A 20,772-nucleotide genomic window follows, 5' to 3' on the forward strand; every position below is an offset into this window, starting at 1 on the left:
TCAGCTGTGCGGGTTACGGGCAGGCCGCGGCACCCTTTGCCTGTACGTCCAGTCCGGCGGTCGGCCCCTGGCTGACGTACCTGACGCAGTAGTTGGTTACCGCATCGCTGGAGGCCTTGATGACGTAGCCGAAGCCGTTGGCGTCAACGGTGCCGACGAAAGGCTTCGTGTCCGGCCCCTTGTTGACGGTCAGGAGCGAAGCAGTGACGTTGGCTGCGACGTACTTGGACTTGCCGGTCAGGGAGTAGTCGGATTCGACGGTCAGGGCCGCGTTGGAGACCTCACCGGCGAGGTTCTGAACGGCTGCCCGCTCGAAGTACTTGGAGAACTGCGGCAGGATCGCCAGCGCGAGGATGGCGATGATCGCCATACCGGCCATGATTTCAATCAGGGAGAAACCGGCGTCGCGGCGCTTACGCCCGGCCGGTTCCTTGCTGATAACACGGGAGCGGGCTTCCTGCGGATCCAGGATGCTTGCAATATTGCTCAAGGTGGAGCCTTTCTCAAGTCGGGCGTCGGTGCCTGCCCGGATGACGAGTGGTGTCTGTGTGGTGCCTACACCTGGGAACATGCGTAGATTTAGCGGCTGCACTCCTCCGCCTGGGCTTTTTCGGAAAAATCACATCTGCTACCGGAGAACATGCGTAGATTTCACCGTCTCTCGCCGCACCGGTGCGAACATTCGCCTCCGGGCACCGAAAAGCGCCCCGGCCGTGAATGGTCGGGGCGCTTTCTTTGCTGCGGCTGATCAGTACGGGGAGATGACGTCACCGAGGCTGAAGTACGGGAGGTAGATGGCCAGGGCGATGATCAGCACCATTCCGGCGATCCCGATAAGGAAGACAGGCTGGACGTAGGCTTCCATATTGTTGGTCGTGTGGTCGACGTCGCGTTCGTAGAGCTTGCCGACCGCCCGGAGGGATTTGGCGGTTTCACCGGTGTTTTCGCCCAGGGCCAGGAACTTGAGCAGCATTTTTGGGAACAGCGGTTCCTCGCGCAGCGGCTCCATAATGGACTGTCCTTTGAGCTTTCCGTCCCGGGCTTTCAGGATGGCTTTCTCCATGACAATGTTGCCCACCGACCCGGCGGTTATGGCCATCGCGTCGGTGATGTGGACGTTGTTTTCGGCCAGGGATGCCATGATGCGGCAGAATTTGGTCAGCGCAATATCCCGGAACAGCTTCCCGAACACGGGAACTTTGAGTTTTAGCGGGTCCACGAATGCGCGGACATTTTCTTCTTTGGAGTTTCTCCGGTACCAGATGGTGCCGACGACTCCGACGACCGCCAGCAGCGGGACAGCCCAGGCCATCTGGGCGGACACCGCCATCACGACCTGGGTGAGGAAAGGCAGTGATGCCTTGCCGTGGCTGAGGTCTTTGTACATGGCGCCGAACTTGGGCACGACCCACATCATAAGGAACGCGAAGATGGCGGAGCTGAGGGCCAAAACGACCATCGGATAGGTGAGTGCCTTTTTGACTTTGGCGCGCTGCTCGTCTTCGTTTTCGAGGTCGTCAGCTACCTGATTGGCGGCGTCGGCCACGAACCCGCCCTCATCACCGGCTGCCAGAGTCTTTGTCATCAGATCAGGAAAAATGTACGGATGCCTGGCCATAGCCACGTGCATCTTGACGCCCTCGGAGCTCATGTCTTTCAGCACCTGCGTCAGCCCGTGCGCGAGGACGACGTCCCCGATTTCCCCGTCGTCGAGGATTTCGGTGATGGCTGCCCGTTCGTCGTAACCGACCTCCAGGTACATGGCCAGCTGCCGGCTGGAGGCGACCATGGCCCGTGCCTTAGGCCGGGACTTCTTTCCGACGACCGTTGTCCCGGTCTGGCGGACCGAAAGAATGGAGGTGTACTCAGGGTTCGCCGCCAGTTTGGCGATCGCCGCCTCACGGGTGGAGGCAACAGCTGTGCCGGACTTGGGTTTGCCGTCAAAGCCTTCGGCCCGGAACGCGAAGGTCTGGTTTTTCTTGGCCGGTGCTACCGCGGTGGTCGTCAAAGGTGGCTCCTGGGGTCGTCGTGTCCCCGCGGCGTCGGGCCCCGGGCAGTCGTCTACCTGCAAACATGCGTAGACGCCGCGCGCACGGCCGGGAACCTGGTGCCTACCCTGCGAGGACTCCGGCCAGGGTGCCGCCGACCAGGGCGGCGAGGATACAGAGGGACACGACGGCCGGCCCGCTCCGGCGCAGCCTGCGGCGTGTGGTGCGAACGGTGCGGTGGAGGGTAACGCTCATGGATGTAGTCCTGTTCATGCAAGGGAACATGCGTTGATAACGAGCTGACGGGTGTTGAGGCCGGCCGGTGCTGCCGTACACATCAGGGATGCGAAATCAGCACGGAAACCGCCGCCACCTGACCGGTGTAAACGGTGACGGGGACGACGGCTTCCGTACACATAAAAGAGGTGAAAAACGGTACGGAAAATCAGCGGAGGCGCCCTGAAACGGGTAGCGGAAAAGCTGATGCCGCACACATTAGTGGTGTGACGGGGAACAGAGAAGGAGACGCTGTGGACTACTTTGCAGTCGCGCTGGAGGTAGCAGCAGGTGACGCGGACGTAGAAGCGGAAGCCGGGAATGTAATGACCCAGGCACCGTCACGGAAAGCCATCGTGTGGAACGTCTCGGCCAGGGCATCACTGTTGGCCACCTTGTTGCCGCCGGCTTTGATCGCCACAGCCTCCACGGGAACGGTAGCCTTCTGACCATCCACGACGATCTTGGACGCATCGACGTCCACGGTAACCGGTGACTTGGTATCGGACATTTTCAGCAGCACAAAATCGGAGATGGTGTTCTGCACCGTTTCGGTTGCCGTGTCCTTGTCCAGGAATTTCACCGCAGGTGCGAACGTCTCGGCGGTGGGGTTTTTGGCTACTGCTGCGGCTACTTCATCTGAGGTGCCGGCGGAGACGAAACCTTTGATCGCTTCAGATGCCTTGGCGCCTGTCAGCTGCGCGGAGTCCACGGCCGGGCCCGGTGCGCTGCCCTGGGAGCAGCCCGATGCGCCGAACGCGATTGCGGCGGTGAGTGCGAGTACGCCAAAGCCCTTAGTGAAGCTGTTCATGTCAAATCTCCTGTTGTCAATAGTGAAAAACTCTTAGACGACAAACTACGTGAGAGATTTGACGTAAATCAAGTTGAAGTGTAACAACTTTGCGAGCCGGGCCCCCCTATTGTCGACGGGGCCCGGCTTTGTACGTTTACTTCGCAGCGCTCGGTGCGGCAGGCACAGACCCCTGGGCTGCATCCGCAGCACCCGCCTTAGGCTCCACCAGCGGAGCGGCCAGGAACGTTTCCCCGTTGAGGGTCACATGGTAGCTGTTTTCCAGCTTTTCGATCTGAACCTCATGGGCCAGCAGCGGCCGCTTCAGGTTTTCCACCTTGACGATGAAAGCCTGCACCGCATCCAGTGAACCTTCGCCGTCAATTTTCAACGACACGCTGCCCAGCTGTGCAGTCGCCGATTCGGCGGGAGCCGCATCAGAGGTAGGCACCGTCGCCAGGCCGGGAAGATCCGACCCTGACTGCTTCGACTGGTCCGCCGGGATCTTGGTGTCGGCGGCGGGCGCCGCGGTGTCGGCGGATTTGGCTGCAGGAGCGTTAGGGCTCAGCGTCTTCAGCGTCACCCCTGCGGCACCTGCGGCTTCATTGATCGCATCAATCATCTCCTGCTGCCGGGCGTCGGCCGGGAAAGATTTGGAAAAATCCACGATCTGGGCTTTCAGCGGGTCAAGGTTTTTGGAGATCCCTTCCAGCTTGTCCGCCCTGGCGGTTAGCGCCGCATTGTTTGCATGCGCGGTGGCAGCCTGGGAAACAAACTTCTTGGATTCGTCCATTTTGGGGACGAAAAACATCATGTACGCGATGACGATCAGGAAGACCGACACGATCGCCGCAACGACGTACGGGCCTACGTTTTTTGAGGTGGTGCCGTTCACTTGGATGCTCCCTGGGTGGCCGCGGCCGGGTTGGTCGAATCAGTCGCCGGGTCCGGCGCAGCGGCCGGGGCCTCAATGGATGACAGCTCATCGGGGGACGGTTTGAACTTGTCTCCCTTGGCGGAGAGCGCCTGGCCGGTGTATCCGACAGTGAGTTTGAAGTCGACACCAGCTCCTGAGGACACCGATTCCTTCAAATACGGTTCGCTCAGCATGGTCTTGTCCCTATTCAGCGCAGCCACCAGCTGGGACACCGCCGCGATGCTCGGTGCATTACCGGAAATGTCCAGGCAGCCCAGCGACGACGATGCGGCAAACGGGCTCGACGATGTGCACTGCGTACCGGGGGCGGCCGTCTTAATGGCGGTGAACACAGCGCCGGAGGTATTGGCCTGCTGGACGGCCTGAACCACCTTGGAATAGGACACATCGTTCTGGAGTGCATCGGAGGCTGCCGCTTTACGCTTCACGAACCCGGTCGCATAGTCCTGGACGTCTCTGTTCTGTGCCAGGTAATTGGTTGTCGTAGTCGTAATGGCTGCCTCTTTATTCACCTCGTTCTGCGCCCCGGCCACTCCTGCGAGGACAAAGATGTAGCCGACCGCGGTGACCCCCATCAGGCCCAGGCCGATGAACGCCGACTGGCGCACCGCTTTCCTGCGCGCTTTCAGCCCGCGTGCCTTCACCGGTAACAGGATCAGGGACGGCTTGACCGGGGAAGCCCAGACAGGTGCCGGGGCCGCCTTCACTGCAGGGGTTTTCGGACCTTTACCCTGCTTGGCCGTTTTGTCGGGCTTGGCTTCACGTCGGGCTTTGGGCGCAGCCTCGGCCTCGGCCTTTTTCGTCTTCGCCGGCTTCGGCTCGGTGGTGGATATCGCCATCAGGCTCGTGCTCCCATCGCCAGGCCGACAGCGGCCATGTAGTCAGTGCTGAGGATTGGACCAAGGTGGTGCCGTTCCGGGTCTCCGGCGATGTCGATCGCGTATCGTCCGGTCATGGTCCGCCAGCCCGTTGATTCCTGCAAAGTGGCCGGCAGATTGTGCACCAGCGATCCTCCGCCGATCAGGGTCAGCCCCGCCGGTGGCATTGCCGGCTCCGGACGGGTCCGCTGGTAGCTGTCCACGGCGCCCTGGATGGTGGAGGTCAGCTTGAACGCGTACTGGTCCATAGCCTGCTGCACCCGGTAGTCGCGGCTGAAGCTGACTTTTTCCTTGATGACGCGCTCCTGCGCATCGTCCTGCAGTGCGGCGGCAATGAGCTTATCCAAATCCCCGCCGGCGGCTCCGCGGTGCAGGGTCAGGGCGTACGGCTTCCCGCCCTCATGGATCAGTACGGAGGTGACGTCCTGGCCGATGTCGATGAGGACATCGAGCATCCCCGGGGCGCGGCTGGCAATCCAGCTGGCCTTCAGGGAAGCCATTGCTGCCAGGTCCGCGCCGGCTGCGTTCAGGCCCGCCTTCTGCAAGACCTGCAGCTGGGTTTCTACGGTTTTCTGTCCGACCCCGATCAGCAGGGCGTCGATTTTGCGCCGGTTTTCAGCATCGGTGACCTCGTCGAAGATGACGGCGTCGATGATCACCTCAGGGGGCGCGCCCAGTAGCAGTGCTTCGTCGGCGATGATGTCGAAGCCCACGGCCGTCTGATAATTTTTCGGCTCGTGCCACGGGGTGAGGGCACGGTTGACGTACACGTCCGCGGCGGAGTTGATGCCCATGACGGCGTCTTTGGTGGTGAACCTGGTGGCTGCCAGGAATGCCTTCAACTCGGTGGCGACCAGTTCCGCGTTTTCGGGTTTGATACCGCCGCTGCTGATGATGCCGGGATCCAGCGGCATGAAAGCCTGCCGGGTGACGGTGACGGCCCCTTTTTCGATGCTCACTTCGGCGAATTTCAGGCCCGTGGACCCGAAGTCGATGCCAATGACTTTTTCAGCCAATGCAGGTTTCCTGCTTCCTTGTCGAAATCATTCAGGACTCTTCACCAGGGAACATGCGTAGATGCTGCGGGACGGCCCTGCGGTCCAGGTCTACGCATGTTTGACGGTGACACCCCGAACAGTCAGGAATGCCGCCACCAGATGAGCACCTCCACTACCAGCCGGCTAGAAACCCACTTCGTGCAGCAGGACATCCTCACCGCGCGGGAGTTCGAGACCGCCGAACAGCAGGCGGCCACGCAGGGCCTCAATGTTCTGGCCTTCCTCAAAAAGCAGGGCCGGATCAGCCACGAGCAGACCTGTGAAGCCTTTGCCTTCCTGAAAGGGTGGACGTACAAACCTCTCCGGGATGACACTGTCATCCCCGCCGACGTCATCGCCCTGATTGAATTCCAGCTGGCCCGCAAACTCAATATCGTCCCGGTGGCGTTGGACGGTGACGACCTGACCGTGGCGTGCGTGAACCCGTTTGACGTCAACGTCACCAAACAGCTGCAATCCAAGACCGGGAAAAACATTACGGCGGTCTACTCTTCAACCAACGAGCTCACCCGCGCCGTCGGGCGGTTCTACTCCGCGTCCATCCAGGCCCAGCAGGTCGGCAAGCTTGCCGCCATGGATGTGAGTTCCGAAGCAGCCAGAACAAAAAGGCCGTCCCTGGTTGTTGTCGGGGATGAAGGCAATATCGTCAACACCCTGGACGCCATCATTGAAGGCGCCCTTGAGGTCGGCGCCTCCGACATTCATTTTGAGCCGGCCTCCACTCACCTGACCGTCCGGTACAGCGTCGACGGCAAGCTCCGCAACGAACCCGACCAGCCAAAAGAACTCGCCCCGCGGCTGGCCGGCCTGATCAAAACCCGCGCAAGGCTGTCCTCCAGCGAACTCGTCAACCAGGACGGCGCGATTACCCACGAATTCCGGGGCAAATCCTATGACCTGCGGGTGGCGGTCCTTCCGGCGGCGTGGGGCGAATCGATCACATTGCGCATGGGCGCCTCGGAAGCCTGGAAGCTGGGCCAGATCGGTTTCTCCGAGGACACCGAAGCCCAATGGCGCCGATCCATCAACCAGCCCAACGGCATCTGCCTGGCGGTCGGGCCCATGGGGTCCGGTAAAACATCCCTCCATTACGCTTCCCTGGACGCGCTCATGGGTCAGGGCCGGAAAATCGTCTCCCTGGAAAACCCGGTCGAAATGAAACTTCCTAACGGTATGACGCAGGTCAGCATCAACGAACCCCAGGGCCTGACCTGGGACGGCGGCATGGAAACGGTGCTCCGGTCCGCGGCGTCCGTCCTGTTTGTCGGTGAAATCAACAAGGACGCCATCGCGCATACCGCCGTGACGGCCGCCATCACCGGTCACCTGGTGCTCTCCACCCTGCACACCAACGACGCCCCCGGCGCGGTGCTGCGGCTGCGCGAAATGGGGTTGCGGCCCTCGGTCCTGGCCGACTCGATGCGCGCCGTCTGCGCCCAGCGGCTCCCCCGACGGTTGTGCAAATGCAAGACTCCCACCCCTCCGGGCCAGGACATGATCCGGGACTTCAAGCTCACCGACGAAGACCTGCGGGCCGTTGACCCTGTGACCGGGCTTTCCCTGTGGTACGGGCCCAAAGGCTGCCCGGAATGCAACGGGACCGGTTACAAGGGCCGGCTCCCGATCCATGAACTGATGACTTTCCCGCGCCACATCAGGGACCTCATCACGGACGATGTGCCCAACCGGGTCCTTGCCGACGCCGCCAAAGCCAACGGCATGCTCACTCTCCAGGACGACGGGCTGCTCAAAGTCCGTGCAGGGCTCACCAGCCTTGAAGAAGTCCGCAGCCATATTCTGATCGACTAGGAAGGTAACCCCCATGACCGCTACCGCCGTCGCCCCTGCCCCTGCAGCCCCCGCCCCTGAGAAGAAACCCGCGAACGCGGTGGATTTCTTGCTGTACCGGACCCTTGACATGAAAGGCTCCGACCTCCATCTGGTCGCAGGGACGACCCCGTGGGCCACCGTGCACGGTAAAACGGTCCGGATTGAAGGGCTCGCCCGTGAACTGGATCCGGCGACCCTGCGCTCCACTCTGCGCCAGATGGTTTCCGCGGATGAGTGGACAGAGTTCTGGGACAAGAAGCGCCTGGACTTCTCCTACTCGACGGAGCGCGCCAACTTCCGTGGCCATTTCGCCGTCGCCGGCGGTGAACCGATGGCGGTTTTCAGGACCATCCCGTCCATCGTGCCGGACTTCGATGACCTGGGCCTGCCGGAAATCATCCGGTCCTTCATCGATTCCGAGGCCGGCCTCTATCTGTTCATCGGCGTGACAGGGTCAGGTAAGTCAAGTTCCCTGGCGGCGCTGATCAAGCTGGCGAAAGAAAAGTACGCCAAAAAGATCACCACCATCGAGGCGCCGATCGAATTCCGTCACACGAACGGCAAATCCCTTGTCGTCCAGCGCGAGGTCGGGAAAGGCCGGGACGTGGACTCTTTCGCCATCGGCATCGAGGATGCGCTGCGTGAAAACCCGGACATCATCCTGGTCGGGGAAATGCGTGACCCGGAGACCATGTCCGCGGCCCTGTCCGCCACCAGCTCCGGACACCTGGTCTTTTCCACCCTGCACGCCGGATCCACCGCCGACGCCCCCGCCCGCATCCTGGAGGCCATGCCGGCGGACCGGGTGGCCGACACCCGCGCGCAGCTGGCCCGGTCATTGAAAGGTGTGGTCTACCAGAAGCTGCTCCCCCGCAAAGGCGGGCAGGGCCGGGTTGTTGCCACCGAGGTACTCATGATGAACACGGCCATCTCCAACATGATCAAAAACAACAGCATTGAGGGGATCGCCGGTCAGCTGCTGGCCAAGGATTCTGGATCCATCCCGTTTGAAGTGTCCCTCGTCAACCTGGTCCTGGACGGGATCATCAATGAGAGCACCGCGCTGGATGCGGAACTGACCGAAGGATCGTACATGCGCCAGAAAGCTGCCGGGCGCCGCAGCTAACGCAATGGGCCCCGTCCGTCACGCGGGTGGGGCCCATGTCGCATGACGTCTTAGGACAGGAAGGAGATTGTTTCCCAGTGAATGGCCTTGTCAGTGAGGTTGGCTGCGTCATGGGCCGCTCTCGCGTGCCGGCAAACCGCGGCGACGTCCAGGTTCCCGCCTTCTGCGCCGAGGGTATCTTCTGCCAGGAGCATGCCGGTGCGCAGCGCCGCCAGATGGGTATCACCGACAACTGCAGCTTCCGCGCCGTAATGCGCGGCCAGAACCGACCGGTCAGCGGCCGCGGCACTACGGGCTGCGGCCTGGTACTCCCCCGCTGTGTACAACCGGTCAGCCAGCGCTGCGAGCCGACCGGCGCGGGCCGCTTCCGCGGAAGCGAAGGTGCGCAGGTCCCGGCCGCCCAGCAAGGCCTCGGCGAAGGCACCGGACTCGGCCGGATCCAGGGGAACATCAGTGAGGGTAATCGCGGGAAGGGCCGCTCCTACGGTGCCGGCGATCCCCCAGCTGTCCAGACCTTGCAGGAGCTGTCGGCGGAAGGCATCGGCCACGGCGGGCAATCCGTTGCCGGGCAAGGACAGGGACCAGAGCGGGCTGAGGTCCAACAGCGCCCTCGGGGACTTTTCCATCTCGGCGGTGATGGTCAGCGTGTCACCGGCAAGCTGGGCGTTCAGGGCATCCCACCCGCGGCCTTCAGCGGCTTTGCGGCCGGCAATTCTGTACAGGGTCTCCGCGGTGGCATTGCCCATAGTCGCTGCAGCTCTTTTCCTGCCGGATCTTGTTCCGGCGCTCATCTGGCCGGCACAGACACCGGCACCCTTAGTGTAACAGTTGAGAGATTTACCGCCAACGCTGCGTTACCACCATGGAGCGTTCCGGAAGCCTCCGGCGCGCCACTGCCAGAGGAGCTCCCTTGACCGTCCAGACCACACCTGCGGGCACACCGATGCCGGACACTATGGAGCCGGAAGACGATGACGTCAAGATCATCGCAGACATCGACGAACCATGGCTGCCGTCCATACTGACCATTGAGACAGGCCTGCCCACTATGGGTGTTGCACTTGGCGCCGGCCTGCTGGGCGTGTCGGTGAACTCAGGCCGAGGACCGCTGGTGGCCTTCATGATCGGGCTGTTCTCCGCCGTACTGGTGTTCCTGGCAGTGATCGACTGGAAAACCTACCGGCTGCCCGACGCCATTGTGCTGCCTTTGTACCCTGCTCTCGGCCTGGCTGTCGCCGCCGGCGTGGCCGTCGGGGCCATCACCCCCACAGCGGCGCTGACCGCGGTCATCTCGATGACCGCTGTGTTCGTCATTTTGTGGCTGATCGCGTTCTTCACCGGAGGGCTCGGGTTCGGGGATGTGAAACTTGGCGGGCTGCTCGCTCTGGTCTGCGGACTTGAATCCGGCTACGCCGCGGCTCTCGGCGCCCTGATACTCCCGATGATCCTGGGCGGGCTGGTTGCGCTGCCGTTACTGTTCGCCGGACGGCGAAAACACGAGTTCGCGTTCGGGCCCTACATGGTCGCCGGCGCCCTGTTGATCCTGCTGCTGCCGAACGTGCTCGTACCGATCAGCCGCGGGTCGCTGTTTCATTGACGCAGCTGGAGTGTGCAAAGGCCCCGCCTGGAATTCCGGGCGGGGCCTTTGACTCGGGATGCTTTAGCCCTTTTTGGTGGGCGTAATCCCCGTCTGGACGGGGGAAAAGTCGATGACACCCGTCACGGACAGCGCCATGAAAATCAGGGCAACGCCGAGGATGACCCCGAGGATGATGCGGCTCTTGGTGGACGTGTTGGCCCATTCACTGCGAAGGCGATCCATGGTTTCTCCATTTGTTCGGAGGTCCGGTTGTAGACCGGGCCTGGTGTTAGGTGTGCAAAACGTTGTACCTGCTATCGGCAGGAACCGATCCGGTGCATGCCTCTGCCAAGGAACATGCGTAGACATCGCCAGGTCAGCTGCCACGGGCGTGCAGCGTCTCCCCGCCGCAGACCACAGACTGCGGAAGGGTCACCGTGCACTCGACGCTTTCGCCGTTGACGATGGCCGCGAACGGCACACCGCCCACAAACCCCTGTTCCGCGATCGCCGACTGGACACCGTACTCTTTGGCCAGCAACGACCAGATGGCCACGTTGTAGTTCCGGTCATGGGTGGCGAGGATGTTCACCAGCAACGTCGATGAGACGATACCCAGCAGGGCTGCGACGGCGGCAGTCATCAGGGTACGGCGCCATGCTTTCGTCCCCCGGTCCGAGCGCGCGGTTCCCCTGCCGGCCAGGAAGGCGGCATAGAAAAAGACCCCCGCCACGGCCACCAGGATGGCTGCGACCGGAAAGACCGGTACGGGAGCCGGGATCATGCCCGGGCTCCGGAAAATTCCTGCTTCATGCCTAGCCCTATGCGCCTCGTGCGCCGGCGGCCGTTTTCTTCGGCCGCCGCGGTCTCTCACGTAGCGTGGACGCCATGACCACCACGACCCCTGCAGGTGCGCCCGCGCGCGAGGCGACTCTGGAAGATGCGCTGCTGGCTGTCGAGCTGGAACTGATGCGCACCCCGGCCCTGGCCCGGCTGAACGGTGCCCGCCGCCGGGAAATCTCCCGCGGCATCCTCGATGCGCTGAACGCCCGCGGCGTCCTTGCCGGCATCACCGACCCGCAGGTACAACCTCTACTGCTCGCCGCTTGACGCTTTAGCTCTCCGGAAGCTGTACGAGTTCAGGCTCCACTGCGCCGCACTCGTACTCCGGAACGCTCGCCCCCACCATTTTTCCCAGTTTTTGGTGCATCGGGCAGTCGAAGCGCTGGTAATCACCTCCGTCGTAGGACACCATGAAGGCCGCCGGTTCAGCCATGGCTGCTTTGATGGCCGGCCAGTCTTTTTCGGGGAACGCGGCCATACCGGCAGTGAGGTTACCGCTCTGGTCACCTTTGAAAGTCTTCAAGGTGCTGGTGGCTCCGACCGCAGTAGGGGTGTCGGCGTCACCGTAACCCAGAAGAATCGCGCAGGCCTCTGGCGCCTTGTTCTGAGCCGCCGCTACGGGAGCGCAGACGGGGCTGTCCCCCTTCCATAACGCGCTGACCAGGAACTTGGGGTTGCCGACCGGTTTGGAGACCATGTCTACGCCTTTGAAGGCAATCGTCCGGCCGGGGGTGGTGTTGACCAGCTGCATTTTCAGTCCCAGCGTGAACAGGGCGCTCATGAAGCCGGGTTTGTCATTGGCGACCGTTTCGCCCAAGTTGCTGGTGTTTACGGTGACGTCCAGATCGAACGTATAACCGTCAACGTCTTTGATCTTGGAGACAAAACTGCCTGACGGACCGACGCCGGAGGGAGCCTGCGGCGCCTGAGACGCAGCCGGCGCCGGCGAGGCCAGGGGCTGCTCAGTGGTCGGTTCGGGGCTCGGCGCTGCCACGGTTACCACCTGGCTCGGAGCGGCAGTAGTGTTCATCGGAACCTGCGTTAGCCCTGACGATGCGGCAGGACTTTGGGCGCAGGCGGCCAGCGACAGTACAGCGGCAACGGCCAGCCCGGTCTTCAGTTTCTTTGTAGAACGCCCCATCACAGCTCCATGCCTGTTCGCGCAGCCGTGACTGGCCGCTGAACAGAATCTAATGTGGACCGGGTCGGAAAACCAGAAAATAGGCTACTCGTTAATCGGCCGCAGATACTTGCTTGGGTACTGCCGTTTGTCGTCAAAATATTGGTGGCATACAGTAAGTGGATACTTTCAGCAGATACGGGCAGGGGCCGTTGTGGCAAAACCGAAAGACCACGTCCCGATGCCTGCGTCCCAGGCGGAAACGCTGGCAGCTTCCTACGCCGCTTTCCGGCAGGCACTGGATCCCCACGACCCGTGGGCGAACGGCCGGCTAGCCATCGTGATCCGCGCCGCGGACGCAGCCGGTTGGTCCCGGCGCAGCACAGCATCAGCATTGGGCCTGTCCCGGCTCCGTACTGACAGGGTCGCCGCTTTCCCCGCAACCGCGTCGTACCGGATACGAAGGTTTGAGCCCGGAGCGGTGTTCCCGGCTGCCGCGGTCGCCGCCTTCCGCAGGTACGAGGACGAAGTCAGCCTGCGCCGGATCCGCACCGAACGTACCCTGATAGCCACTATCCGGTCCGCGCACCATAACGCCGGCTGGCCGTACACCGCCTTGGCAGCCATTGTCGGTGCCAGCAGTGAACGGCTCCGCCAGATCGCCGAGATCGACCTGGATGTCAGTGCAGAACCGGCCCCGCCTTTCACAGAGTTCACCCGTGTGCTCAAAGATCGGAAAAGCCCGCCCCCACGGGCGACGCGGCCACTGGCTGACACAGAAACTGAGCGCCTGGCCCGCCTCGCCGAGCGGGCCAAACGGGCCACCAAAAACGTCGGTAAACGCCTCGGCTCCAGTCCCCGCCCGGAGAAGGTCCGCGAGTTGGAGGTGTCCCTGGAGGACCGGCTCGCCTCCGAGGAGCTCAGCGCCCTGCTCATCAGCCTCAAAAATGACAATGTCTCCTGGCTGGAACTGGACACCGCCTGCGGTTACCGCCCCGGCAGCGCCCGGGCCCGGGCACTGCGCCACGGCTACGCTCAGACGCCCCCCAGCATGGCTCCCTACACCCCAACACCGCTGCCTGGCTGGCCCCAGCAGAATCCCGTCTCTCAGTTGACAGATCGTTCCAGCGTGTAACGTGGCGTTCATCATGCCCCACAGAGAAAGGTGTTAGCCATGATAAATCCGCATATGGCGACCGATCCCTGGGCACAGCTCTCCGAACTCAGGATCAAAGCCCACGACGACAGCGCCAGCCGGATCCTTTTCGGCGCCGCGCTGCGCGACTTTCATGAAGCAGGCTGGACCTACCGGCAACTGGGGAAAGCCAACGGAGTCTCCCATGAATACATCCGGCTCGCCATCCTTGACCTGCCTGACGACGTTCCTGTGCCCTCGGGTATCGCCGTTCCGCCCCGGCCCAAGCGCCTGGACGTCATACCATTGCGCGAGCTCGACCCCGACATCAGAAAGACCCTGAAAAACTGCCTTGCGGCGGCAGTGGAAGCGGACCCCGCGGAACGGACCCCTTCGGGAATCAGCACCGCCGTTGCCGACTACTTCGCAGCTCTGCACAGCGCCTCACACGCCGGATGGGACGCCTACTCTCTGGCGCATGCCCTCGGCTCGCACCCGAAAGCCGTCTTCAAATTCGTTGCCCAGCAGGACCGCTACGGGGAAGGGCACGCCCCCGCTTTTCCCGTCGCCCCACACCGGGACGAACAAACACTTTGGCGTGCGAGTCGACCCACCCTCCCCCTGGTGCAGGTCCCGGATGAGGACGTCGCGGAGCTGCAGAGGCTAGAGGAACACGCTTGGACTGACGATACCGTCCACGCCGCGGAAACCACCCGATATCTGGCATTGCTGGGCGCCTGGTACCTGCTCGGGGCGAACCGCAATGAACTCGAACAGGCGACCGGTCACAACTGGGAAACCATCCGGAAACGCCTTGTCCGCGGCGGCTACATGTCAGGCCAGCACAGGGCTCTGAAGCGGAGATAACACCGCATGAACCACCGGTTCCCGGTCGGAGTCCCCACGACACCGACCGGGATTTTTCATGCCCAGAACGGACCGCCCAAAACCTTTAGCCGTCGCGGCTCGTACCCGCTGGCCGTCAGTGGACAGCAGATTTCCCGCCAGCCAGCCACCTGACAGTGTGTCCCGAAATATAGCGTCCACAACGTAGAAGTCGGCGGCCGCGCAAATCTGATCACGCCCGGATAGCGACGATCAAAAATCTACGCATGTTTCTTGATGGGCCGGAGGGATGGTCGCAAAAACACTGCTGAAGGGAATGAATTGTCCGTCGCAACCACACCGGGTCTCATGCCGCCTGTCACGAGCGAATCCACAGAGCTGCTGCAGGTCCTGGCATCCATGCCAATGTCCGATCCGGCATACGGCACCTGGTGGAGCACCGCCGAAGGCCGTTGGCTGTACAACGAGATCAGCATACGGGTCGGATCCCCGCTGGCCGCATCGCTCCAGCACAAATTCGGCGTCCACTACGAGCCCGCCGATGTCGCCAACACCGCGTTCATGGTCCTTCGCCAGGATTTCGTCTACGCGTACGTCCTGCGGGCAGACGACCCGTGGGCGTACCTGTCCCAGATGCTCAAACGGGAGATGCTCTCCGCTGCCGGTGCCTACTTCCGGGTCGAGCTCACCGACGACGCGATATTCGATTCCACCATCCCTCCGGCCGAGCAGGCCGCCGTATCAGTCCATGACGCCGCTGATCTGACATACAAGGTACTGGCACCATCCGCGCCCGAACACCTGCACTCCAGCTTGAAAGACGCCATCCTCTACTTCGCCGAACTCGGCGGCGCGCGTCTGAGCCACCTTTACACCCATGCGAGTTCGGACACTGAGCTCACCAGTCTGGGTCTGGTCCGTGATGAGATCCTCGCGAAAATTACCCGTTTTTTGCGCGGTACGGCACTTCTGTATGTGAGCCCGAAAGAAAAGGCCGCCGGCCCTGCCGTCCTCGATCCCGCCAGCATCATGATTTACGAGGCCCCGAAATGACACCTATCCTTCGCCGGCTCAAACACGTTGCAGCTGGACAGCTCCGTAATGAGCGCGGCTCCGTCGCCGCGTCCGTAGCCTTCACGGTCTTCACCGCCCTGATGATTCTCACCGTGGTTGCCGCCGTCATCGCGTCCCTGGGCACGACGACGATCATGAACAATCAGAGCGCCGTCAATGCGGGCTCCTCCCAGCAGCAGGACGCCTACCTGAACGCGGTCGTTCACGGCATAGCCGCTCCCACGGGCCAGAGCTGCGTCGGGGTCATCTGCTCCCAGATCACCGGCACCACCGACGCTGACGGCGTCCGCAGCGTCACCGTCGAAGGCAAAGTCGGTGACAAAGCACCTTCGACCAGGATCCAGACGCTCCGCCAGATCAGCCCGAACATGATCACCGGCTACGACGACCTGGGTAACCCGGTCTGGGCCAGTCAGAAGGACACCACCCCGTACAGGTTCACCAGCCTCATCTCCCGCGGTAACTCGAGCTGCGCAATCGATGCCGACAAGACTGCCTGGTGCTGGGGCGCCAACGACCACGGACAGCTCGGCGACGGCACCACAACGAACCGTTCTGTGCCCGTCAAAGTGCACGGCACCGCAAAATTCACCGCCCTGACAGGTGCCACCGGCGACACGTTCTGCGGGCTCGACACTGACGGTAAGGCCTGGTGCTGGGGAGATAACACCGCCGGTCAGCTCGGGACCGGCGCCACCACCATCGGCACCAGCTCCTCCACCCCCGTTGCCCCGACCGGGGACCACAAATTCACCGCCCTCTTCACCGGGCCGACCACGACCTGTGGGATCGACACCGACAAGAAGACCTGGTGCTGGGGCGCCAACCCCGGCAACGGAACATCCGACCCAGCGCCAGACCCGGCCGCTGTCCTTGGAAGTCACGACTTCACCACCCTGACCATGGACGCCAGCACCGCGTGCGGACTCGAGACAGGCGGGAAGGTCTTCTGCTGGGCAACGGCAGCCACCGGCCGGACCGGGACTGACCCAGCCCCCGGCAAAGGCACCCCCGTCGAGGTCGCCGGCGGCCGCACGTACACGCATATCCAAACCGCCAACGAGGTGCGCACCGATACGCCCTCCGTACTTTGCGCCATCGACACCGGCTCCAAAGCGTGGTGCTGGGGCACCAACGGCGCCGGCCAGCTCGGGAACGGCACCACCACCGACTCCCTGGTCCCGACGGCAGTTACCGGAGACCACGACTTCAAAGCTTTGACGGTTTCTCCGTCCGCAGTCTGCGGAATCGACAGCTCCAGCCACACCTGGTGCTGGGGTGACAACTCGGCAGGCCAGCTCGGCATCGGGTCGATGACCTCCACGAAGGACCCTGCCGCAGTTGATCCGGGAACGGAATATTCAGCCATCACTCCAGCCACGAACAACGGCAAGTCGTTCTGTGCCATAGTCACCGACGGCGCAGCAAAATGCTGGGGCGAAAACAACCTCGGACAGGCCCAGGAAGGCACTACAACGCCCGTCACCTCCCCGGCTTCGCTGGGAGCTTTCAAGGGCCTCAGAAGCCTCTCCGCGGGCGCTGCGTTCTCCTGTGTCACTGACGCCCGGAGCGAAACATCATGCTGGGGCCGCAACGACGCCGGACAGACCGGAAACGGTGCGTTCACGCCGACTAACGCACCCCTGCCGGCAGCGCGCAAAGACCTTTCCCCGCCCCCGTTCACCGGATACCTGAAAGGCGGCAAATAATGCTCCGCCGTGCACGACAGCACCTCCGCAACGAGTCCGGTGACTTCATGATCTCCACCATCATCGGCTCCATCATCATGATGGTCGTCATCGGTGCCATCGCTGCCGGCGTCCTGGGCATTGCCCTGTTCCAGAAGGTTGTCACCGAAAAATCCGATGTCACCAGCGAAGCAGCGATGGCCGATTCAACGCTGCGCTCCGACATCCTGTGGGCTTCCTCCATCACCGCCACCGACAATAAAAAGGTGGAACTCACCGTACCCGGCCGGGCAGGGGCATGCCGGGTCGCGACCTGGACAATCAGCCCCGGCGACGAAGGTAAGACCGCTGTCGGCGTCAGCGTCGTCAGCTACCCCACCACGGACGCCACAGTGAACCCGGTACGGTGCTCAGGAACGCCTACCGCGCCGTCCGTGCAGACGTTCATCAGCGACGCCGACCCGGCCAGTGCCTTCACATACGCCAATACCGGCGGCCGCGACCTGACCTACACTGCCGGCACCGCCACCGTGGCAGGACCTTCAGCTGTCCCGGCCGGGGTCACCGCCAAAGCGTGGGAGTCCGCGAACTTGTCCGAGGTCGCCCTCAACACCGCCGTGGCGAGCTCCACCGACCGGAAAACTTCTTATCGTTTCGCCCAGACGGCTGACAACCTCAGCATTATCCAGACAGCAGCGGACGCGCCTTCGCATTTCGTCCCCGAAGGAGACCTCACTGCCCTGCCCTAGACAGGTCCGCCGCGGAGATTTCCTGGCAGTCAGCCCCTGACGAAGCACAGCGAGAAGCCCCGGCTGCATGGAGCGGCCGGGGCTTCTGTGTCGAACTTGGTGGATCTAGCTCTGCTCGTTGACGAACAGTTCCACGAGACCGAGCTCTGAGAGGGTGCTCAGGAAGGTCGTTTCGGTGAACGGGTCGACCCACAGGACGTTACCGGTCGGCTTGGTCGCAGTGCTGTATGGTGCGTACTCGGTGGCGACCAGCACCAGGGGGACGTCCTTGTTGGTCCATTCGGTGATCTCGTCGATCTTCTCGGACCGGTCGGTGAAAATGGTGGTCAGGACGTCCTCAGATTGCGTGGACGGGTCGAAGGTGCCTTCCTCGGTGGCGTTGGCTGCCAGGACCTGCTGGAGGGTGTTCGCGATCTGCACGGCGGTCCGGTAGCGGGCGTACAGGGCATCCGTATCCCCTTCTTCCGTCTCAGGCAGCTCGGCGTAGCCGTCGATGAGCTCAGCGGTCAGCTCAGTGCGGGTTTCGGCCAGGATGGCGCGGTCCTCCCAGGCCAGGGCGAACGGGAACTGGGTGCCGTCTTCCCGGACCGGCAGGGTCTCGGGCAGCGCGCCGTCGATGATGATAGATGCCATAGTGATAATTCTCCTTGATAAACGTTCGGGGCTGAGCTTCTGGGAGGCTCTATGCTGCGGCCAGGACGGCGGGTGTCAGTTCCAGCGCATCATCGAGGGCGTCATACAGGTCGTCAACCGTTCCGTGATTGCTGATCGTGTGCGCGATGTACCTCCGGCTGATGCCGGCCTCGGAAATATGGCCGTTGACGGCGGCGATGCCGGGACGGGTGATCTCGACGATGGTGCCGCCGTTGGCGGTGATCCAGGCGGCTTCCTCGTTGAACCGGACGTCAGTGATGACAACAGCTGCGGGGCGTTCCTCGGCGATGCGGCGGGCCAGCAGCTGCACCCAGATGTCCTGGCCGAAATTGTCGCGGCAGACCTCCGTAGCGTAGATCTGCAGGTGCCGGCGGACTTCGGTGCCGTGGAAGCGGTGGTACTTCGCGGACTCCCAGTCACCGACCACAGAATCCAGCAGGGTCCGCATGGAGACGTCACCGTCCAGGAACGGATCCAGGGTCAGCAGATCCTCGCGGAGCTCGTCAGCGCTGCGGTCGAAATGGCCGAACACGCTGTGAACGAGCTGGTCCCGGTAGGCGGCCAGGGTCCGTTTGATCTCGGGCCCGTAAACGCGGTGGTTCTCGGCCTTGTCCCAGTCATGGTCAAGCCGGTCCAACAGCATGCTCAGCGTGATCGTACCGTTGAGCCGGACGTCCAGAAGGTACGCGTGCTCCTTGACGGGGTCCGCGCAGCCGTAACGGGTGTAGCCGTGGTTGTCGATAAGGTGCGCGCCGGCGGTGTCCTTGCCGGTATGGGCGAATCCGTGGATTCCTGTGATTTTCATGATGCCTTCCGTGCCCTGTTCTGCTGTCACTGACCCCTATGCGGCCCGGTCGGCTGCGGGTGTCACTTCGGGTGAGCTAGCTGCGTGCAGGGCGGCGGTGCTTGGCCGTTCAGGAACGGCAAAGGCCGGGAGTGCGCACTTTTGAGATGCATTCTCCCGGTCTTTGCCGTTCCCCGGCTGCAGCTTGCTAGCGCCAGATGAACAGTTGGAAGTTGTCCGTCATGGCGGTGTTCACACCTGTCACCATGGTCACGGTTACCCTCGCAGTTCCTGCCGGTGCCGTTACTTCAGGGGTATTTATGGCGTGCATGGAGCCCTTGGCAATGAAGGTGTCCTGGGTACCGCCGGTGATCTCCGCCCCGGAAGAATCCAGGAAGCGCATGTACAAGTGCGTGTCATCGGTTTGTGACTCAACCATGACGGACGCATGCATACTCTCCCCCACGGAAGCGGCAACTGACTGGCTGATTGTGACGGTGCTCCCGCGCTGTGCAGAGACAACGTTGCCGAAACCGCCAAGCCACGCTTCGGGCGCTATGGTGTGGGGACCCGTTATTGTCCACCCTTCCTCGCCCTGATCGAAGGTGCTGTTCGCGAAGACATTGATGCTCCCGGTTCTGTGAACGGTGACGGTGTTGCTTGCCGGCGACTCGCCGGAAGGGTTGCGAGCGTAAACCCGGTACTTGAAGGTGTCGCCCTCGAAGAGGAAAGCAGGGGAATTTCTCAGATTGGTGGTGTCGGCGACAGTTGTCCAGCCCCGACCGTCATTGCTTTCCACACGGTAGCTGGTGGCCCGGTCCGCTTCTGTCCATGACACGTGGGACCAGTTGTCGGAGCCCAGCTGGGCCGCCAGGACCGGAGCGGCCGGTACCACCTGTGGTCGACTGCTGCTGTCTCCTCCTGCCCGGTCGATGAGGGAGCGCAGTACAGTATCCGAGACGCATGCTGGCATTTCGGAGTTGGTCAGCTCCCGCGCCGACGGGGAGGTGCTCTCGGCGTAGAACAGTCTGCCGCTGCCTGAAAGTGCCACAGCTGTGTAGCAGGAGCCACCAGCGTCAGTCTCCGCGGCGATCTTGTCGGAAGCGGGAAGATACGACGACCAGACCAGGGAACTGCTGGTGACGAAGGCGGAGTCTTTCGCTTTGGCGACCCCTTCGGCCGTGCGGACGGCGGCGAGGTCCTGCATGGCGCCCTTATCCTGGGCGAACGGGATGACCCCGAAGACTGAGGTGAGCACTCCCGCAGTCAGGACACCCACAACAACGACGCCTGTCAGGATCGACGGCAGGTCGAAGGCGCCGGATTCACTGCGAAAAGTGCTGACGACACGCGGCAGGCTGCTTAAACGAATGGAGGGCGGGATCGGGTGTGGATTCATGGGAGAAGTCCCTTCATG

General features: G+C 62.7%; 23 protein-coding genes. 9 read left to right on the forward strand and 14 right to left on the reverse strand.

Annotated elements, in window-relative coordinates:
• Nucleotides 1–13: 13 nt before the first annotated feature.
• The 7 genes from IV500_RS05420 to pilM form a co-directional block, all read right to left on the reverse strand.
• Nucleotides 14–490 carry a prepilin-type N-terminal cleavage/methylation domain-containing protein gene (locus tag IV500_RS05420; RefSeq protein WP_196395817.1) on the reverse strand — a complete coding sequence of 159 codons (477 nt, stop codon included), beginning with the start codon at nucleotides 488–490 and terminating at the stop codon, nucleotides 14–16.
• Between the two features lie 258 nt (nucleotides 491–748).
• Nucleotides 749–2,008 carry a type II secretion system F family protein gene (locus tag IV500_RS05425; RefSeq protein WP_196395818.1) on the reverse strand — a complete coding sequence of 420 codons (1,260 nt, stop codon included), beginning with the start codon at nucleotides 2,006–2,008 and terminating at the stop codon, nucleotides 749–751.
• Nucleotides 2,009–2,111: 103 nt separating this feature from the next.
• On the reverse strand, nucleotides 2,112–2,243 hold the full coding sequence (locus IV500_RS21890) for a hypothetical protein (protein ID WP_281063989.1): 132 nt from the start codon (nucleotides 2,241–2,243) through the stop codon (nucleotides 2,112–2,114).
• Between the two features lie 280 nt (nucleotides 2,244–2,523).
• Nucleotides 2,524–3,075, reverse strand: a complete 552-nt coding sequence (locus IV500_RS05430) for a hypothetical protein (RefSeq protein ID WP_196395819.1) — start codon at nucleotides 3,073–3,075, stop codon at nucleotides 2,524–2,526.
• Between the two features lie 136 nt (nucleotides 3,076–3,211).
• Nucleotides 3,212–3,949 (reverse strand): hypothetical protein, encoded by a 738-nt coding sequence (locus IV500_RS05435; protein WP_196395820.1) that lies wholly within the window; start codon nucleotides 3,947–3,949, stop codon nucleotides 3,212–3,214.
• The gene (locus tag IV500_RS05440) at nucleotides 3,946–4,830 is read right to left on the reverse strand and encodes a PilN family protein (RefSeq protein ID WP_196395821.1); all 885 of its coding nucleotides are present in this window, start codon (nucleotides 4,828–4,830) and stop codon (nucleotides 3,946–3,948) included. The genes IV500_RS05435 and IV500_RS05440 overlap by 4 nt, the downstream gene beginning before the upstream one ends.
• The gene (gene pilM / locus IV500_RS05445; RefSeq protein WP_196395822.1) at nucleotides 4,830–5,885 is read right to left on the reverse strand and encodes a pilus assembly protein PilM; all 1,056 of its coding nucleotides are present in this window, start codon (nucleotides 5,883–5,885) and stop codon (nucleotides 4,830–4,832) included. The genes IV500_RS05440 and pilM overlap by 1 nt, the downstream gene beginning before the upstream one ends.
• Before the next feature lie 141 nt (nucleotides 5,886–6,026).
• Here pilM and IV500_RS05450 point away from each other — a divergent pair, with 141 nt between their 5' ends.
• The gene (locus IV500_RS05450; RefSeq protein WP_196395823.1) at nucleotides 6,027–7,736 is read left to right on the forward strand and encodes a GspE/PulE family protein; all 1,710 of its coding nucleotides are present in this window, start codon (nucleotides 6,027–6,029) and stop codon (nucleotides 7,734–7,736) included.
• Nucleotides 7,737–7,749: 13 nt separating this feature from the next.
• Nucleotides 7,750–8,883: a type IV pilus twitching motility protein PilT gene (locus IV500_RS05455; protein ID WP_196395824.1), complete on the forward strand. Its 1,134-nt coding sequence runs from the start codon at nucleotides 7,750–7,752 to the stop codon at nucleotides 8,881–8,883.
• Nucleotides 8,884–8,933: 50 nt separating this feature from the next.
• Here IV500_RS05455 and IV500_RS05460 read toward each other — a convergent pair whose 3' ends face one another.
• A complete protein-coding gene (locus IV500_RS05460) occupies nucleotides 8,934–9,629 on the reverse strand; it encodes a hypothetical protein (RefSeq protein WP_196395825.1) in 696 nt (231 codons plus the stop codon).
• 164 nt (nucleotides 9,630–9,793) lie between these two features.
• Here IV500_RS05460 and IV500_RS05465 point away from each other — a divergent pair, with 164 nt between their 5' ends.
• Nucleotides 9,794–10,480, forward strand: coding sequence for a prepilin peptidase (locus IV500_RS05465; protein WP_196395826.1), 687 nt, complete (start codon nucleotides 9,794–9,796; stop codon nucleotides 10,478–10,480).
• A 63-nt stretch (nucleotides 10,481–10,543) separates the two neighbouring features.
• Here the strand turns inward: IV500_RS05465 and IV500_RS05470 are convergent, their stop codons facing one another.
• Complete coding sequence (locus tag IV500_RS05470) at nucleotides 10,544–10,705, reverse strand: hypothetical protein (RefSeq protein ID WP_196395827.1); 162 nt, start codon at nucleotides 10,703–10,705, stop codon at nucleotides 10,544–10,546.
• A 133-nt stretch (nucleotides 10,706–10,838) separates the two neighbouring features.
• A complete protein-coding gene (locus IV500_RS05475) occupies nucleotides 10,839–11,246 on the reverse strand; it encodes a hypothetical protein (RefSeq protein ID WP_196395828.1) in 408 nt (135 codons plus the stop codon).
• A gap of 104 nt (nucleotides 11,247–11,350) precedes the next feature.
• Between IV500_RS05475 and IV500_RS05480 the strand changes: the two genes are divergently transcribed.
• Entirely contained in the window at nucleotides 11,351–11,572 is a 222-nt protein-coding gene (locus tag IV500_RS05480) for a hypothetical protein (protein ID WP_196395829.1), read from the forward strand.
• A 4-nt stretch (nucleotides 11,573–11,576) separates the two neighbouring features.
• On the opposite strand, the gene IV500_RS05485 is transcribed toward IV500_RS05480, so the two are convergent.
• Nucleotides 11,577–12,446 carry a hypothetical protein gene (locus tag IV500_RS05485; protein ID WP_196395830.1) on the reverse strand — a complete coding sequence of 290 codons (870 nt, stop codon included), beginning with the start codon at nucleotides 12,444–12,446 and terminating at the stop codon, nucleotides 11,577–11,579.
• Nucleotides 12,447–12,639: 193 nt separating this feature from the next.
• On the opposite strand from IV500_RS05485, the gene IV500_RS05490 reads away from it, so the two are divergent.
• The 5 genes from IV500_RS05490 (at nucleotide 12,640) to IV500_RS05510 (ending at nucleotide 17,917) form a co-directional block, all read left to right on the forward strand.
• Nucleotides 12,640–13,560: a hypothetical protein gene (locus IV500_RS05490; RefSeq protein WP_312875839.1), complete on the forward strand. Its 921-nt coding sequence runs from the start codon at nucleotides 12,640–12,642 to the stop codon at nucleotides 13,558–13,560.
• Nucleotides 13,561–13,599: 39 nt separating this feature from the next.
• Nucleotides 13,600–14,427: a hypothetical protein gene (locus tag IV500_RS05495; protein ID WP_196395831.1), complete on the forward strand. Its 828-nt coding sequence runs from the start codon at nucleotides 13,600–13,602 to the stop codon at nucleotides 14,425–14,427.
• Between the two features lie 327 nt (nucleotides 14,428–14,754).
• On the forward strand, nucleotides 14,755–15,459 hold the full coding sequence (locus IV500_RS05500) for a hypothetical protein (protein WP_196395832.1): 705 nt from the start codon (nucleotides 14,755–14,757) through the stop codon (nucleotides 15,457–15,459).
• Entirely contained in the window at nucleotides 15,456–17,189 is a 1,734-nt protein-coding gene (locus IV500_RS05505) for an RCC1 domain-containing protein (RefSeq protein WP_196395833.1), read from the forward strand. Before IV500_RS05500 ends, IV500_RS05505 begins: the two co-directional genes overlap by 4 nt.
• On the forward strand, nucleotides 17,189–17,917 hold the full coding sequence (locus IV500_RS05510; RefSeq protein WP_196395834.1) for a hypothetical protein: 729 nt from the start codon (nucleotides 17,189–17,191) through the stop codon (nucleotides 17,915–17,917). Before IV500_RS05505 ends, IV500_RS05510 begins: the two co-directional genes overlap by 1 nt.
• Nucleotides 17,918–18,022: 105 nt before the next feature.
• On the opposite strand, the gene IV500_RS05515 is transcribed toward IV500_RS05510, so the two are convergent.
• The 3 genes from IV500_RS05515 to IV500_RS05525 form a co-directional block, all read right to left on the reverse strand.
• Complete coding sequence (locus tag IV500_RS05515) at nucleotides 18,023–18,550, reverse strand: hypothetical protein (protein WP_196395835.1); 528 nt, start codon at nucleotides 18,548–18,550, stop codon at nucleotides 18,023–18,025.
• Between the two features lie 49 nt (nucleotides 18,551–18,599).
• On the reverse strand, nucleotides 18,600–19,376 hold the full coding sequence (locus tag IV500_RS05520) for a deoxynucleotide monophosphate kinase family protein (RefSeq protein WP_196395836.1): 777 nt from the start codon (nucleotides 19,374–19,376) through the stop codon (nucleotides 18,600–18,602).
• Between the two features lie 187 nt (nucleotides 19,377–19,563).
• Complete coding sequence (locus IV500_RS05525) at nucleotides 19,564–20,754, reverse strand: fibronectin type III domain-containing protein (RefSeq protein WP_196395837.1); 1,191 nt, start codon at nucleotides 20,752–20,754, stop codon at nucleotides 19,564–19,566.
• Nucleotides 20,755–20,772: the final 18 nt, after the last annotated feature.

Origin of the sequence: Arthrobacter terrae, assembly GCF_015708085.1 — a bacterium.
Classification (GTDB): Bacteria; Actinomycetota; Actinomycetes; order Actinomycetales; family Micrococcaceae; genus Arthrobacter_M; species Arthrobacter_M terrae.

Bases quoted from the DNA above. Each gene is read 5' to 3' on its own strand.
- IV500_RS05505 (WP_196395833.1), top strand. From the start codon at position 15,456: ATGACACCTATCCTTCGCCGGCTCAAACACGTTGCAGCTGGACAGCTC.
- IV500_RS05525 (WP_196395837.1), bottom strand. From the start codon at position 20,754: ATGAATCCACACCCGATCCCGCCCTCCATTCGTTTAAGCAGCCTGCCG.
- IV500_RS05475 (WP_196395828.1), bottom strand. From the start codon at position 11,246: ATGATCCCGGCTCCCGTACCGGTCTTTCCGGTCGCAGCCATCCTGGTG.
- IV500_RS05480 (WP_196395829.1), top strand. From the start codon at position 11,351: ATGACCACCACGACCCCTGCAGGTGCGCCCGCGCGCGAGGCGACTCTG.
- IV500_RS05495 (WP_196395831.1), top strand. From the start codon at position 13,600: ATGATAAATCCGCATATGGCGACCGATCCCTGGGCACAGCTCTCCGAA.
- IV500_RS05520 (WP_196395836.1), bottom strand. From the start codon at position 19,376: ATGAAAATCACAGGAATCCACGGATTCGCCCATACCGGCAAGGACACC.
- IV500_RS05430 (WP_196395819.1), bottom strand. From the start codon at position 3,075: ATGAACAGCTTCACTAAGGGCTTTGGCGTACTCGCACTCACCGCCGCA.
- IV500_RS05515 (WP_196395835.1), bottom strand. From the start codon at position 18,550: ATGGCATCTATCATCATCGACGGCGCGCTGCCCGAGACCCTGCCGGTC.
- IV500_RS05485 (WP_196395830.1), bottom strand. From the start codon at position 12,446: ATGGGGCGTTCTACAAAGAAACTGAAGACCGGGCTGGCCGTTGCCGCT.
- IV500_RS05460 (WP_196395825.1), bottom strand. From the start codon at position 9,629: ATGGGCAATGCCACCGCGGAGACCCTGTACAGAATTGCCGGCCGCAAA.
- IV500_RS05440 (WP_196395821.1), bottom strand. From the start codon at position 4,830: ATGGCGATATCCACCACCGAGCCGAAGCCGGCGAAGACGAAAAAGGCC.
- IV500_RS21890 (WP_281063989.1), bottom strand. From the start codon at position 2,243: ATGAGCGTTACCCTCCACCGCACCGTTCGCACCACACGCCGCAGGCTG.
- IV500_RS05500 (WP_196395832.1), top strand. From the start codon at position 14,755: ATGCCGCCTGTCACGAGCGAATCCACAGAGCTGCTGCAGGTCCTGGCA.
- IV500_RS05455 (WP_196395824.1), top strand. From the start codon at position 7,750: ATGACCGCTACCGCCGTCGCCCCTGCCCCTGCAGCCCCCGCCCCTGAG.
- IV500_RS05510 (WP_196395834.1), top strand. From the start codon at position 17,189: ATGCTCCGCCGTGCACGACAGCACCTCCGCAACGAGTCCGGTGACTTC.
- IV500_RS05470 (WP_196395827.1), bottom strand. From the start codon at position 10,705: ATGGATCGCCTTCGCAGTGAATGGGCCAACACGTCCACCAAGAGCCGC.
- IV500_RS05450 (WP_196395823.1), top strand. From the start codon at position 6,027: ATGAGCACCTCCACTACCAGCCGGCTAGAAACCCACTTCGTGCAGCAG.